At 69.9% G+C, this 12702-nt stretch carries 13 protein-coding genes; 8 read left to right on the top strand and 5 right to left on the bottom strand.

All coding sequences use genetic code 11. From position 1 onward, the window contains the following. Positions 1 to 2: 2 nt before the first annotated feature. The gene (locus NNI01S_RS16760) at positions 3 to 872 is read left to right on the top strand and encodes a DUF3710 domain-containing protein (RefSeq protein ID WP_063021034.1); all 870 of its coding nucleotides are present in this window, start codon (positions 3 to 5) and stop codon (positions 870 to 872) included. A 10-nt stretch (positions 873 to 882) separates the two neighbouring features. Here the strand turns inward: NNI01S_RS16760 and NNI01S_RS16755 are convergent, their stop codons facing one another. Continuing rightward, positions 883 to 1575 carry an alpha/beta fold hydrolase gene (locus NNI01S_RS16755; protein WP_063021033.1) on the bottom strand — a complete coding sequence of 231 codons (693 nt, stop codon included), beginning with the start codon at positions 1573 to 1575 and terminating at the stop codon, positions 883 to 885. 132 nt (positions 1576 to 1707) lie between these two features. Between NNI01S_RS16755 and NNI01S_RS16750 the strand changes: the two genes are divergently transcribed. The 3 genes from NNI01S_RS16750 (at position 1708) to NNI01S_RS16740 (ending at position 3573) form a co-directional block, all read left to right on the top strand. Continuing rightward, positions 1708 to 2085, top strand: a complete 378-nt coding sequence (locus NNI01S_RS16750) for an OB-fold nucleic acid binding domain-containing protein (RefSeq protein WP_063021032.1) — start codon at positions 1708 to 1710, stop codon at positions 2083 to 2085. 3 nt (positions 2086 to 2088) lie between these two features. Beyond that, a complete protein-coding gene (locus tag NNI01S_RS16745; protein WP_084488877.1) occupies positions 2089 to 2781 on the top strand; it encodes a DUF3159 domain-containing protein in 693 nt (230 codons plus the stop codon). Positions 2782 to 2946: 165 nt separating this feature from the next. Beyond that, the gene (locus tag NNI01S_RS16740) at positions 2947 to 3573 is read left to right on the top strand and encodes a sigma-70 family RNA polymerase sigma factor (RefSeq protein ID WP_084488875.1); all 627 of its coding nucleotides are present in this window, start codon (positions 2947 to 2949) and stop codon (positions 3571 to 3573) included. A gap of 50 nt (positions 3574 to 3623) precedes the next feature. Here the strand turns inward: NNI01S_RS16740 and NNI01S_RS16735 are convergent, their stop codons facing one another. Together NNI01S_RS16735 and NNI01S_RS16730 are read right to left on the bottom strand one after the other, a co-directional pair. After that, entirely contained in the window at positions 3624 to 4295 is a 672-nt protein-coding gene (locus NNI01S_RS16735) for a potassium channel family protein (protein ID WP_063021031.1), read from the bottom strand. A gap of 2 nt (positions 4296 to 4297) precedes the next feature. Beyond that, positions 4298 to 4963, bottom strand: coding sequence for a potassium channel family protein (locus NNI01S_RS16730; RefSeq protein WP_063021030.1), 666 nt, complete (start codon positions 4961 to 4963; stop codon positions 4298 to 4300). 161 nt (positions 4964 to 5124) lie between these two features. Here NNI01S_RS16730 and NNI01S_RS16725 point away from each other — a divergent pair, with 161 nt between their 5' ends. Further along, positions 5125 to 7113, top strand: a complete 1989-nt coding sequence (locus NNI01S_RS16725; protein ID WP_063021029.1) for an APC family permease — start codon at positions 5125 to 5127, stop codon at positions 7111 to 7113. A 19-nt stretch (positions 7114 to 7132) separates the two neighbouring features. After that, positions 7133 to 8572 carry a class I SAM-dependent RNA methyltransferase gene (locus NNI01S_RS16720; protein WP_063021028.1) on the top strand — a complete coding sequence of 480 codons (1440 nt, stop codon included), beginning with the start codon at positions 7133 to 7135 and terminating at the stop codon, positions 8570 to 8572. A 4-nt stretch (positions 8573 to 8576) separates the two neighbouring features. Here NNI01S_RS16720 and NNI01S_RS16715 read toward each other — a convergent pair whose 3' ends face one another. Beyond that, positions 8577 to 9380, bottom strand: a complete 804-nt coding sequence (locus NNI01S_RS16715) for an enoyl-CoA hydratase (protein ID WP_063021027.1) — start codon at positions 9378 to 9380, stop codon at positions 8577 to 8579. A 120-nt stretch (positions 9381 to 9500) separates the two neighbouring features. On the opposite strand from NNI01S_RS16715, the gene NNI01S_RS16710 reads away from it, so the two are divergent. Beyond that, positions 9501 to 9800 (top strand): DUF1330 domain-containing protein, encoded by a 300-nt coding sequence (locus NNI01S_RS16710; RefSeq protein WP_063021026.1) that lies wholly within the window; start codon positions 9501 to 9503, stop codon positions 9798 to 9800. Positions 9801 to 9880: 80 nt separating this feature from the next. Here NNI01S_RS16710 and NNI01S_RS16705 read toward each other — a convergent pair whose 3' ends face one another. After that, positions 9881 to 10555: an SIMPL domain-containing protein gene (locus NNI01S_RS16705; RefSeq protein ID WP_063021198.1), complete on the bottom strand. Its 675-nt coding sequence runs from the start codon at positions 10553 to 10555 to the stop codon at positions 9881 to 9883. Positions 10556 to 10777: 222 nt separating this feature from the next. Between NNI01S_RS16705 and dxs the strand changes: the two genes are divergently transcribed. After that, entirely contained in the window at positions 10778 to 12673 is a 1896-nt protein-coding gene (dxs, locus tag NNI01S_RS16700) for a 1-deoxy-D-xylulose-5-phosphate synthase (protein WP_063021025.1), read from the top strand. Positions 12674 to 12702 lie beyond the last annotated feature (29 nt).

Genomic DNA, 12702 nt, shown 5'->3' with positions numbered 1-12702 from the left:
GAATGTTCGGAAAGAGAAAGAAGCCGGGCCGGGCCGAGGACGATCGGTACGACGAGGCGGAGGACTACGGCGACTACGAGGCCGCCTATGAGGGCGAGTACGACGACGACTTCTACGACGACGCCCCCACCGACGAGCGCTCGTACGAGGGCGTGGACCTGAACGTCGACCGTCCGCACGGCCGGCCCGGTCCGTACGACTACGACGAGGTCGCCGAACTGCTCGATTCGGTGTCCGAGCAGCGGCTGGATCTGGGGTCGGTGCTGGTGCCGGTGCCGCCGGGCGGCCAGCTGCAGGTCGAGATGACGCCGGAGGGCCAGCCGCAAGCGGTGCACCTGGCCACGGAGCACGGCCGGATCACCGTCGCGGCCTACGCCGCGCCCAAGACATCGGGTCAATGGCGCCTGGTCGCCGCTGACCTGGCCGACTCGCTGCGCAAGGACGGCGCCAGGGTGTCGGTGGAGAACGGACCTTGGGGCCGGGAGTTACTGGCCCTGACCGAGGGTGCGGACCTGCGTTTCATCGGTGTGGACGGCTACCGCTGGATGGTGCGGCTGGTGGCGGCGGGGCCCTCGGGCGCGGCGAACGACGGCACCCCGCTGGTCAAGGCGGCGCGGGCCGTCCTGAGCGAGACGGTCGTGCGGCGCGGTGAGGACCCGCTGCCGGTGCGCGAGCCGCTGCCGGTGGTGCTGCCGCAGCAGTTGGCCGAGCAGCTGGCCGCGGCCCATCAGCAGCAGGTGGAAGCTCAGCAGCAGGCGATGGCCGCACAGGTGGCGGCGCAGACCGGCGCGCAGCCGGTGGTGCCGCGGATGCCACAGGGTCCGCGCCGCGGCGCGGACGGGTCGGCCATGCAGCAGCTCGGTTTGAACTGAGCCGGGGAACTCACCCGAAGCCGAAACCCGTGTGTCCCAGGATGGCGGGATCGGCGCCGAGTTCGTCCAGGGTGATCCGATGCAGCCGGGAGCGTGGGGCCAGCGCCGCCCATTCCTCGGCCACCGCGGGCGGATGCACCGGGTCGTCGACGGCGGCGATCACCGCCAGCGGCGGCTCGAAGGTGGCCAGCAGCTCGGCGTCGGGCCACTTGTAGTCGGCGGCCTCCTCCAGCGCCTGCGGGAGATGCGGCCATTGCGTCCGCCACGACTGGGTCAGCGCGTCCGCCAGCCACCGCGGGCTGCTCGCCCGCATCCGGTCGGTCACCGCGGCCAGGCCGTCGGCGCGCAGCTGAGCCGCGGTGGCCGCCGCGCTCAACGCGGCGGGGCAGGCGGCGGTGTCGGATCCGGTCCAGGCGGGCAGCGCAGCCACCACACCGACCACGCGATCCGGACGCTCGGCGGCCCACTCCACGGCGATCGCCGCGCCGAGCGAGATGCCCGCGACCAGCACCGGTGCCGCGTCCGCCGCCGCCTCCAGCGCGGCCACACAGCTCGCCACCACTCGGCGCGGGTCCGGTTCCACCGCGACGAAATCCATGCCCCGTGTGGCGCTGGCGGGCCCGAAGGCGCGCCGCGCGAAGTCTGCGTCGGACCCGGTGCCGGGCAGCGCGACGACGCGGGCGGGGTGTGGGGAGTCGAACATCGGTCCGAGCGTAGCGGGGGTGGCCCCGCCCATCTACAGTGGCGTTGTACGGCCGCAGCGGGTCGTGCGGATCGGATCCCTCACGATGGTGTGCGACCCACGCCATCTGCTCTATGCAGGAGAGCGTGCACAATGTCATCCGCAGCCTCAGGGTATTTTCGACGTCTGAGCCGCAGGCTGACCGAGGACATCGATCAGCTGGACGCCGAGGAGCTGGCCGAGACTTCCGAGGCATCGGGAGCGTCGCGCGCGTCGGAGTGTCGCCGCGGTGACGAGGCGACCATGCTCGGTAGGCTCCGAAGCGTCGAAGCGTGTCCCAAGTCCGCGGGCGCCAGCGTCCAGGCCGAGTTCTTCGACGGCACCGACGCCATCACCCTGGTCTGGATCGGGCGCAGGCGCATTCCCGGCATCGAGCCGGGACGGCGCATTCTCGTCCGTGGACGGGTCGGCGACCGTGACGGACGCAAAGTGATCTTCAACCCCTACTACGAATTGCGCGGGAACAGCTGACGTATGCCTTCGAGCGACGACAACGCAGGATCGGACGACCGCACCGGGCTCGATGTGCCCGACCGTGACGAGGAACGTGCCGAGCAGACCCTCCTCGAACAACTCGGCGGCTTCAGCGGCCTGATCTACTCGACGCTCCCCGTCGTCGTGTTCGTTCCCGTGAACAGCCTCGCGGGGCTGGCCGCCGCGATCTGGTCGGCCCTCGGGGTGGCTGCCGCCATCCTCCTGTGGCGCCTGGTGCGGCGCGATCCGGTGCAGCCCGCCATCTCCGGCTTCTTCGGCGTCGGTATCTGCGCCTTCATCGCCTACCGGATGGGCGAGGCCAAAGGGTTCTTCCTCTTCGGCATCTACACCAGCCTCGTGTACGCGGGGGTGTTCCTCGCGTCCATCCTGGTCCGCCGTCCGCTGGTCGGCGTCATCTGGGGCGTGTTGAACGGCCACGGCTCTGACTGGCGGTCGGATCCGCGCTCGGTGCGCCTCTACGACCTGGCCACCACTACGTGGATCGTGGTCTTCGGAGCGCGTTATCTGGTGCAGTCGCAGCTCTACGACACCGACCGCACCGGCTGGCTCGCCTTCGCCCGCATCGCGATGGGCTGGCCGCTGACGGCGGTGGCGCTGGGCGTCACCATCTGGGCGGTGCGCCGGGCAGGCCACCTGCCTGCCAAGTCGGTGGCGGCGACCGGGCCGGCCTGAGCGTTAACCCGGCGCCCACGCCCGGCGAAAACCACAGGGGTGGGGTAAGTCCCACCGCCGAGGTGAGTGCTTCCCCACCCTGGGGTGCCTGGTCGCTCTCCCGAGTTCGTCAGACGATCTATGCGTACCGAAAACACGCACTGATCGGCTAGAAAGGACTCGGACGTGGCTACCGAGCACAACACCGCGGCGCTGCCCAAGACCCACAACCCCGCTCTCTCGGAGAGCCGGCGGGTATCGGCCGAGCTGGACAAGCTGATCGGACCGGCCGCCGCGGGCGATCGCCAGGCGGTCGCCGAGATCATCCGGATCGTGCATCCGCTGGTGCGGCGCTACTGCGGCGCGCGCCTGGGCAATACCGCCCACCTGCAGGTCACCGCCGACGACGTGGTGCAGGAAGTCCTGCTGGCCACCGTCAACGCCATTCCGCGCTACCGCGATCAGGGCAAGTCCTTCCTGGCCTTCGTCTACGGCATCGCGGCCAACAAGGTCGCCGACGCGTTCCGCCGCTCGCAGCAGCATCCCGCCTACCCGATGGCCGACGTGCCCGACCGCGCGTCGGCCGCGGCAGGGCCGGAGGAGTGGGCGCTGGCCTCCGAACGACGGGCCGCCACAAGGGAACTCATGAAGGTGCTGGCCCCCGCGCACCGCGAGGTGCTGGTGATGCGCATCGTGCTGGGCTGGTCGGCGGCGCAGACCGCCGAGGCCATCGGCACCAGCCCGGGCGTGGTCCGGGTGATGCAGCATCGCGCGCTGAACAAGCTGCGCGCGGAGCTGCGGCTGGCCGCCTAGTGCTCCGGCGGTGCTTCGCCGAGGACACGCGTCCGGCCGTATACGGGGAGTTATGGCCTGATGCCGTAGTTGGCGAGCTCCAGCCGGAGGTCTTCCTCGGCCTCCAACGAGGTCACGAACAGCAACTCGTCGTCGCCTTCCAGCGCGTCGTCGGGCTGCGGCACGATCACCCGGCCGCCGCGCAGAATGGTGACCAGCGCGGCGTCGCGCGGCAAGGTGAGCGTGCGCACCGGTTTGCCGGCCAGCGACGTGTCCGCGGGCAGCGTCATCTCGACCAGATTCGCCTGGCCCTGGCGCAGCGTCATCAGCCGGACCAGATCTCCGACCGACACCGCCTCCTCGACCAGGGAGGCGAGCAGCCGAGGTGTGGACACCGCGACGTCCACACCCCACGAACCGTCGAAGAGCCATTCGTTGCGGGGGTCGTTCACGCGAGCCACCACCCGCCGCACCCCGAACTCGGTCTTGGCCAGCAGGCTGTGCACCAGGTTCGCCTTGTCGTCACCCGTGGCCGCGATGACGACCTCGTAGGTCTCCAGACCCGCCTGCTCCAGCAGGGCCAGTTCGCACGCGTCGGCGTGCACCCAGACCGCGTCCGGGATCGCGGCGGTATCGATGTGCTCGAGCTGGCGCTCCAGCAACATGACTCGATGCCCGCCGCGCAACAGCTCCCTGGCGATCGATCGGCCGACAGCGCCTGCTCCGGCGATGGCCACTTTCATGTTCAGTCCTCGCTCGCTGGGGGCTTCGCGGCCAGGGCGACGGCCTCGCCCACCGCGCCGGAGGCAGCGGCCACATAGACGATGTCGTCGGCCTGGATGATGGTCTTCTTGTCGGGCAGCAGCGCCTGGCCGAACCGGATGATGAACGCGACCCGGGCCGCGATGGTCTGCTCGAGGTCGCGCACGGTGCGGCCGTACCACTCTTCGTGCAGCGTCAACTGGGTGACAGCAACCGTGCCGGTGGGGTCGCGCCACGTGGTGGTGCCGGTGTCGCCGATGAGCGCGCGCAGGAAGCGGTCGGTGGTCCACGGGACCGTGGCGATGGTCGGGATGCCGAGCCGCTCGTAAACCGCGGCGCGCTTGGCGTCGTAGATGCGGGCGACCACCCGCTCGACCCCGAACATCTCCCGCGCGACCCGGGCGGAGATGATGTTCGAGTTGTCGCCGGAGGACACCGCCGCGAACGCCTCGGCCCGCTCGATTCCCGCCTTTATCAGCACATCTCGATCGAATCCGACACCCGTCACCCGCTGGCCGGGAAAATCGGACCCCAGGCGCAGGAAGGAACTGGAGTCCCGGTCGATCACGGTGACTTCGTGACCTACGCGGACCAGGGCATGGGCCAGCGACGAGCCGACGCGCCCGCACCCCATGATCACTACGTACACCGTGCAACCTCGTTCCTGGAACCATGGTGTTCGGTCTGCTTTGTTGTTCGGTCGAACGCTACCCGTCGAATGATTCCACCGGCCACGTTCCCCCTCCAGCGGGCGAGCAAACCTGCGAGCCACGCGCGCGATCCCCTGTGCGGGGGCCTATGCTCGCTCCAGTGTCCAAGTTGACGACGGCAGCGAAGCGAGTGCTGCTGGGCAGGCCTTTCCGTAGCGACTCGCTGGGTCACACGCTGCTGCCGAAGCGAATCGCGCTCCCGGTGTTCGCCTCCGATGCCATGTCATCGGTCGCCTACGCCCCCGAAGAGATCTTCCTCGTGCTGTCGGCCGCGGGGGTGGCGGCCTACCTGTACGCCCCCTGGGTCGGACTGGCAGTCGCCTTCGTCATGGCGGTGGTCGTGGCCAGCTACCGGCAGAACGTGCACGCCTACCCCTCCGGCGGCGGCGACTACGAGGTGGCCACGACGAACCTGGGGCCCAACGCGGGCTTGACCGTCGGCAGCGCGCTGCTGGTCGACTATGTGCTCACCGTCGCGGTATCGATCTCCTCGGCCGCGTCCAACATCGGTTCGGCCATTCCGTTCGTCGCCACCCACAAAGTGCTGTTCGCCGTCGTGGCCATCGCCCTGCTCACCGCGGTGAACCTGCGCGGCGTGCGGGAATCGGGCACGGCGTTCGCGATTCCGACCTACGCGTTCATCGTCGGCATGTTCGTCATGCTCGGCTGGGGCCTGTTCCGGATCTTCGTGCTCGGAGAGGAGTTGCGGGCCGAATCGGCGGGCTTCGGTTTGATCGCCGAGCACGAGCATCTGTATGGGCTGGCCTTCGCCTTTCTGATCGCGCGCTCGTTCTCCTCCGGCTGTGCCGCGCTGACCGGTGTCGAGGCGATCAGCAACGGTGTGCCCGCGTTCCGCAAACCCAAGTCGCGCAATGCCGCCACCACGTTGCTGATGCTGGGCACGATCGCGATCGTTCTGCTGATGGGGATCATCATCCTCGCCCAGAAGATCGGGGTGGTGTACGCGCACGACGTCGACGACCTGACCGGCGCACCGTCGGACTATCACCAGAAGACGCTGATCGCGCAGCTCGCCGAGACCGTGTTCGAGGGGTTCCCGCTCGGGTTCTTCTTCATCACGACGGTGACCGCGCTGATCCTGGTGCTCGCCGCGAACACCGCGTTCAACGGGTTCCCCGTGCTCGGCTCGATCTTGGCCCAGGACCGTTACCTGCCGCGCCAACTGCACACCAGAGGCGATCGGCTGGCGTTCAGCAACGGCATTCTGTTCCTGTCCGGCGCGGCCATCGCGTTCGTGGTGCTGTTCGGCGCCGAGGTGACCAAGCTGATCCAGCTGTACATCGTCGGCGTTTTCGTGTCGTTCGTGCTCAGCCAGACCGGCATGCTGCGGCACTGGACCCGCCTGTTGCGCACCGAGACCGACCCGGCCCAGCGCGCGCGGATGAAGCGCTCGCGGGTGATCAACGCGGTCGGGCTCAGCGCGACCGGAGCGGTGCTGGTGATCGTGCTGATCACCAAGTTCTTCGCGGGCGCCTACATCGCCATCTTCACCATGGTCGCGATCTTCGTCGTGATGAAATTGATCCGCAGGCATTACGATTCGGTCGCGCGCGAACTGGACGAGCACGAGTGGGACGGCGTGCTGCCCAGCCGTTCGCACTCCATCGTGCTGGTTTCCCGGCTGCATCTGCCGACCCGCCGCGCCCTCGCCTACGCGCGCGCAAGCCGCCCCGACACCCTGGAAGCGGTGACGGTGAACGTCGACGAGGCCGACACCAGGGCACTGGTGCGGGAGTGGGAGAACAGCGATATCACGGTGCCGCTCAAGGTGATCGAATCGCCCTATCGCGAGATCACCAAGCCGGTGCTCGACTATGTGAAGCGGGTGCGCAAGGACGCCCCGCGCGACGTGGTGACCGTGTTCATCCCCGAATACGTGGTAGGCCATTGGTGGGAGCAGGTGCTGCACAACCAGAGCGCGCTGCGGCTGAAGGGCAGGCTGCTGTTCGAGCCGGGCGTGATGGTGACCAGTGTGCCGTGGCAGCTGAGCTCGTCCGCGCGGGCCAGGACGCCGGGAGTGGTGAACGCGCCGGGCGCGGTGCGGCGTGGGTACGAGGACCGAACATGACGGTGGCGGAGTATTCGGGATGAGCGATCGGCGGACCGGCACGTTCGAGGTGCGGCTCGGGCCGCCGGGGCACGGCGGCTTCTGCGTCGCACGGCACGAGGGACGTGTGGTGTTCGTCCGGCACGGTCTGCCCGGCGAGCTGGTGCGGGTGCGGGTCACCGAGGATCGCGGCGGTTCGTTCTGCCGGGCCGACGCCGTCGAGGTGCTCGAGCCGTCCCCGGATCGGGTGCGGGCCACCTGCCCGGTGTCCGGCCCCGGTGGAGCGGGGTGCTGCGATTTCTCCTTCGCCACACCGGCGGCCCAGCGCGCGCTGAAGGCCACTGTGGTGGCCGAACAGTTGCGGCGGCTGGCCGGTATCGAGCGGGAAGTGCTGGTGGAGCCGATCGGTTCCGGCGACGTGACCGGCGGGTGGCGCACGCGCGTGCGGCTCGCGGTCGACGCACAGGGACGCGCGGGCGTGCACCGTCACCGCAGCACCGACGTGATCGCGGATCTGCGGTGCCCGCAACCGGTCGCGGGGGCGCTGGACGGGATCGCGGACCGGCAGTGGACGCCCGGCGCCGACCTGGTGATCGCGGTGGACGGCGACGGGATCCGGCATGTCGTCGAGCTGGCGCCCGCCGCCGAGGCCGAGCCGGGCAGCCGCGGCGGGGACCGGCGTGGCCCGGGTGGCGGTGTTCGCCGAGCGGAGGCCGGTGGCCGGGAAAGGCGTGGTGGCGGGGCAGGAGCTCGGCGCGACCGGCCGCACGGTCGCGACCGGCGTGGGGGAGGGCGTGGTGCCGGTGACGAATGGACTGCCGCGGACGTCACCCGCCGCGACGACCGGCGTGCGGCATCCGCCCGCCGTGCCGCGGCGCACGCGGCGCGCGACGAGTGGGTGTTCGAGGGCAGCGGGCGAGCGGTCGAGTACGTGGCGGGCCGTCGCTGGGAGGTCGCGGCGACGGGCTTCTGGCAAGCGCATCGCGGGGCGGCGCAACGTTATTCGGATCTGATCGCGGAATGGGCGGACTTGGGGCCCGGCGGGCGGGCCTGGGATCTCTACAGCGGCGCGGGTGTCTTCGCCGCTCGCCTCGCCGAGCAGACCGGGCGCACCGGTGTGGTGCTCGCGGTGGAATCCGCCCGGCCCGCCGTGGCCGACGGCGCCGCCGCCCTGCGGGATCTGCCCTGGGTGGAGCTGCGCGCCCAGCGGGTGGAGCGCTGGGTGCTCGAGCACGTCGGCGGAGCCGCCCCGGATGTCGTCGTGCTCGACCCGCCGCGCGCCGGTGCGGGCAAGGAGGTGATCGGCGCCGTCGCCGCCGCTGGGCCGGCGCGAATCGTCCATGTCGGCTGCGATCCCGCCGCGTTCGCCCGTGACCTGAGCCTGTATCAGGCTGCGGGCTACCGGCTCGCCGATCTGCGTGCTTTCGACGCCTTCCCCGCGACGCACCACGTGGAGTGCCTGGCGTTGCTGGCGCGGTGAACGGTCAGTCCTCGTAGACCGGCGGCCTGCGGTCGCGGCGAGCGCGCATCGCCTCGTCGAAATTGCCGGTGGTGAGGCGGACGTAGAGCTGGGCCGTGCCCTCGTGCTGCATATGCGATTCGAATCCGCCCGCCTCCATGCCGCTCCACAGCATGCGCTTGGTGAGCTCGGTGCCGACCCGGCTGAAGCCGATGATGCGTTCGGCCAGGTCGTAGCAGGTGTCCAGCAGCTTCGGCCCGGGAACCGCGCGGGAGACCAGGCCGATGCGTTCGGCTTCGGTCGCGTCGACGTCGCGGCCCGACAACATGATCTCGAACGCCCTGGACGCGCCGACGGCGCGGGGCAGCAGGTAGCTGAGACCCAGTTCGGCCGAGGTGAGTCCGTTGTTGATCCCCGCGGCCCGGAAATAGGCGTCCTCGGCCGCGATCCGGATGTCGGCGCCTGCGGCCAGGCAGAGCCCGCCGCCGATAGCCGCGCCGTTGACCGCGGCGATCACCGGCTGATGCATCCGCCGCAGCGCCATCAGCACGTCGTTGAGCAGGTCCATCGACCGCCGCGCGACACTGGTGACGGTCAGCCCGTCGATGTTCGGCACTTTTCCGGCGCTGGTCAGGTCGGCTCCCGAGCAGAAGCCGTGGCCCGCGCCGGTCAGCACGACGACCCGCACGTCGTTGTCGTCGCGCACCTGCTCGAGCGTCTCGCGCAGCGGGATCATCACGTCGAACGCCATCGCGTTCATCCGTTCGGGCCGATTGAGCGTCACCAGGGCGATGTGCGGCCGTGGTTTGCCGACGAGCACGAACGACATGCGACCTCCCGATCGGTGACGACCTCAATATAGGCATCACGGACCGGCCGCAGCGGTGAATTCGGGCGCGGCGCCGCGAATTCCGAGGTTTCGCCGAACCCTCCAATTAGAGTCACAGACATGACCGTGTATGTAATCGCGCAACTGAAGTTCACCGATCGCGCCGCCTACGATCGCTACCAGGCGCGCTTCCTGGACGTCTTCGTCCGCTACTCCGGCACAGTGCTGGCCGCCGACGAGTCCCCGCAGACCATCGAGGGCGTCACCGACCGCGAAAAGGTCGTCCTGATGTCCTTCCCCGACGAGGCATCGTTCCGCGCCTGGGCCGAATCACCGGAGTATCAGGAGATCTCGAAAGATCGGCATGCCGGAGCGGACACGGTCAGCCTGCTGGTGCGAGGTCTGGGGCACGGTTCGTGAACCAGCTCCGGGGCAGGATGGAGCGATGTTTCATCACGTCCAATTGTGCTGCGTTGCCGGAGCGGGGTCACGCCGTACCGTCAGTCCAACTGCCAGGTGACCCGGATGCCCGCGGAGATCTCGCTCTCGCCCAGCTCGACCGGGACGGCGGCGGCCCGGTAGGCCTCGAGCGGAGCGGACATCGACTGCGCGCGCGGCACCGGAGGCGCGGCGGCGGTGTTCTCGGTGATCTCGACCACCTCGCCGAGCGAGCGCTGTGCGCGTCGCGCGTACTGCTCGGCCTTGGCGAGGGCGTTCACCCACGCGGCGTCGCGGGCGCGGGTCAGTAGGGACTCCTGATCGGCGAAGGTGAGCACCAGACCGCCGAGACGCACGTCGTCACCGCCCGCCTCGACGCAGTTGGCGATGACGGTGCCCGGCCCGGGATCGGCGTCCGCACCGATCTCGCGCAACGCGACCGTCAACGAGGTGCTCGCGAGGTAGCCCGTGATGCGGCTGCCCTGGCCCTCGATCCAGACGGTCTCGGTCTGCACCGACAGTCCGCTGGTGGCGATGTCCGCCCCGTCCACGCCGTCGGAGCGCAGCGATCGCGCGACCGCGGCCACGCGCTCGCCGGCCCGGCTGTAGGCGAGCGCGACCTTGCTCGCCCGCGATTCGACGGCGATCGTCACCCGCATCAGGTCCGGGGTGGCACGGGCGGTGCCGTGGCCGTAGGTGGTGACGGTGCCGGCATGCGAATCGGTCTTCTTGCCCACGGAACTCTCCTCGTCGCTCGCTGCCGATCCGTACCGCACCATCGTGCCCGCTTCGACGGATCCTCGGGCCCCGCCACCCGGTCCTACCGGGGCGGGTACCGTATGTCGAGGCTCACATTTCGACGCCGTGTGGGTTGGTGTGATCGTTCTCGTGCGGGAGCACCAGCCGCCGCTCCGTAGACTGATCGGATCAGATGCGCTATCCGGAGGGAGCTAGTTCAGGTGGGAGTGCTTTCCCGGGTCGACACGCCCGATGATCTGCGCCGGCTGACCGTGCCGCAAGTGCGCGAGCTGGCTGAGGAGATCCGCGAGTTCCTGGTGCGCAAAGTCGCCGCGACCGGTGGGCACCTCGGCCCGAACCTCGGTGTGGTCGAACTCACCATCGCGCTGCACCGGATCTTCGACTCGCCGGCCGACCCGTTGATCTTCGACACCGGGCACCAGGCCTACGTGCACAAAATCCTCACCGGGCGCAAGGAGCAGTTCGACTCACTGCGCAAGCAGGGCGGCCTGTCCGGCTACCCGAGCCGCGCCGAGAGCGCCCACGACTGGGTGGAGTCCTCGCACGCATCGGCGGCGTTGTCCTACGCCGACGGTCTGGCGAAGGCGTTCGCGTTGAGCGGGCAGGACCGGCACGTGGTCGCGGTCGTCGGCGACGGCGCGCTCACCGGCGGCATGTGCTGGGAGGCGCTCAACAACATCGCCGCCTCGGACCGCCCGGTAGTCGTGGTGGTCAACGACAACGGCCGTTCCTATGCCCCGACCATCGGCGGTTTGGCCGAGCGGCTGACCGCGCTGCGCACCCAGCCGGCCTACGAGCACGCGCTGGACACGGGCAAGCGCATTCTGAAGAGCATCCCCCGGGTGGGTGAATCGGCGTACTCGATGGTGCACGCGGTGAAGGCGGGCATCAAGGACGCGGTCAGCCCGCAGGAACTGTTCAGCGACCTCGGCCTGAAGTACGTCGGTCCGGTGGACGGCCACGACGTCGTCGCGCTGGAGGCCGCGCTGCGCCGGGCCAAGGACTTCGGCGGCCCCGTCGTGGTGCACGCGGTGACGCAGAAGGGGCGCGGCTACGCTCCCGCCGAGAACCACGTCGCAGACCAGATGCACGCCTGCGATCCGATCGATCCGCTCACCGGCGTCCCGGTCGGCGGTCCGAAGGCGCGCGGCTGGACCTCGGTGTTCTCCGAGGAACTGATCGCGCAGGCCGAGCGCCGCTCCGATATCGTCGCCATCACCGCGGCGATGCCGGGCCCGACCGGCCTGGCGGCCTTCGGGGAGCGCTTCCCCGATCGGATGTTCGACGTCGGCATCGCCGAACAGCACGCCATGGCATCCGCCGCGGGGCTCGCACTCGGTGGCATGCATCCGGTGGTGGCGATCTACTCGACCTTCCTCAACCGCGCCTTCGATCAGTTGCTGATGGACGTGGCGCTGCTGAAGCAGCCGGTCACGGTGGTGCTCGACCGCGCGGGCATCACCGGCTCCGACGGCGCCAGCCACAACGGCATGTGGGATCTGTCGGTCCTCGGGATCGTGCCGGGCATCAGGGTCGCCGCGCCGCGCGACGCCGCGACGCTGCGGGAGGAACTGGCCGAGGCGCTCGCCGTCAACGACGGGCCGACCGCGCTGCGCTTCCCGAAAGGCAGTGTGGCCGAGGACATTTCCGCGGTCGAACGGCTGGACGGCATCGACGTGCTGCGGATGGCCGAACCGGACGGCGGCTCGGTGCAGGCGGTGCACGGCGACGTGCTGCTCGTCGCCGTGGGCTCGTTCGCGGCGGTGGCCCTGGAAGCGGCGAATCTGCTGGATTCCGAAGGAGTTTCGGTAACCGTCATCGACCCGCGCTGGGTGCTGCCGGTCTCCGACACCCTGCTGAAACTCGCGGAGAACTACCGGCTGGTGGTCACGCTCGAGGACGGTGGCCTGCACGGCGGCATCGGCTCGACGGTGTCGGCCCGCCTGCGTAACTCCGGGCTGGACATCCCGACCCGAGACCTCGGGGTGCCGCAACAATTCCTGGATCACGCCTCGCGCGGCGAGGTGCATGCCGAACTCGGTCTCACCGGCCCCGACATCGCTCGGCGGATCGGCGGGTGGCTGGCCGCCGGCTGACGCCGGAGCGCCGGCCGGACGGCCCCGGG

This window comes from Nocardia niwae NBRC 108934 = DSM 45340 (genome assembly GCF_001613465.1).
Classification (GTDB): Bacteria; Actinomycetota; Actinomycetes; order Mycobacteriales; family Mycobacteriaceae; genus Nocardia; species Nocardia niwae.
Note: the sequence above shows the minus strand (reverse complement) of the source record. Positions and strands in the feature narration are given on the sequence as shown.

Coding starts and splice junctions, on each gene's coding strand:
- NNI01S_RS16760 (WP_063021034.1), top strand. CDS start 3: ATGTTCGGAAAGAGAAAGAAGCCGGGCCGGGCCGAGGACGATCGGTAC.
- NNI01S_RS16755 (WP_063021033.1), bottom strand. CDS start 1,575: ATGTTCGACTCCCCACACCCCGCCCGCGTCGTCGCGCTGCCCGGCACC.
- NNI01S_RS16750 (WP_063021032.1), top strand. CDS start 1,708: ATGTCATCCGCAGCCTCAGGGTATTTTCGACGTCTGAGCCGCAGGCTG.
- NNI01S_RS16745 (WP_084488877.1), top strand. CDS start 2,089: ATGCCTTCGAGCGACGACAACGCAGGATCGGACGACCGCACCGGGCTC.
- NNI01S_RS16735 (WP_063021031.1), bottom strand. CDS start 4,295: ATGAAAGTGGCCATCGCCGGAGCAGGCGCTGTCGGCCGATCGATCGCC.
- NNI01S_RS16720 (WP_063021028.1), top strand. CDS start 7,133: ATGAGCGATCGGCGGACCGGCACGTTCGAGGTGCGGCTCGGGCCGCCG.
- NNI01S_RS16715 (WP_063021027.1), bottom strand. CDS start 9,380: ATGTCGTTCGTGCTCGTCGGCAAACCACGGCCGCACATCGCCCTGGTG.
- NNI01S_RS16710 (WP_063021026.1), top strand. CDS start 9,501: ATGACCGTGTATGTAATCGCGCAACTGAAGTTCACCGATCGCGCCGCC.